Annotated in this window: 1 pseudogene; it reads right to left on the reverse strand. The window is 75.4% G+C overall.

Annotated features, from left to right (window positions below):
* Positions 1-126: 126 nt before the first annotated feature.
* A pseudogene (locus CCN42_RS43065) lies at positions 127-743 on the reverse strand (hypothetical protein); the annotation flags it as partial.

A 743-nucleotide genomic window follows, 5' to 3' on the forward strand; every position in this document is an offset into this window, starting at 1 on the left:
GCTGGACGCGGCCCTGCTGGGACAGGACGGCCGAGAAGCGCCGGGCGGGGTCGAAGGTGACGCGGGAGAAGTCGCCGTGCATGAGGGGTGTCTCCTGCCTGTGGGGGTGGGGCCGCGCGGCGGCTGTCAGGTGACGAAGAAGAGTCCGGTGTCGCATCCGGCGGGGGTGTACTCGGCGAGCCGGGTGCGCAGGTTGTCCTCGCGCTGGGGCTCGAACAGGTGGTGCAGCGCGCCGGGTTCGCCGCCGTCGTCGGCGCCGCGGCGGATCTCCTCGGCGCAGTCGTCGGCGAGCCGGACGTAGCCGGGGAGGCCGTACCGGGTGCCGGCGAAGCGCAGCGCGACCCTGGCGGGGTCGTCGGAGGGTTCGGGCCGGCAGTGGATGCGGGGCGGGGTCTCCGACTCGGGCGGCACCCAGCTGAACCGTACCGAGCCCTGGTCGCGGCGGGTGATCCGGACCTCGCCGTCGAACAGGGAGTTCTCCAGGACGTCCACGGAGCGGGCGCGGACGGAGCCGATCACGGTGGTGCGGCGCGCGGTGAGGAGGACGCCGGCGGGGCCGCCGTACGGGTCGGAGAGCGCGGTCGACTCGCGCCGGCCGGCGTCGAGGACGGTGTCGTGCAGGGCGATGCGGGAGCGTTCGTCGTGGCCGGCCACCGTGACGGCGCCGAGCACGCTGTGCCGTACGTCGACCTGGACGGGTCCGTCGGCGATCTCCAGGCTGGGGGCGTCGGGGGCGGGCGGGG

Origin of the sequence: Streptomyces glaucescens (genome assembly GCF_002154375.1) — a bacterium.
Taxonomy (GTDB): Bacteria; Actinomycetota; Actinomycetes; order Streptomycetales; family Streptomycetaceae; genus Streptomyces; species Streptomyces glaucescens.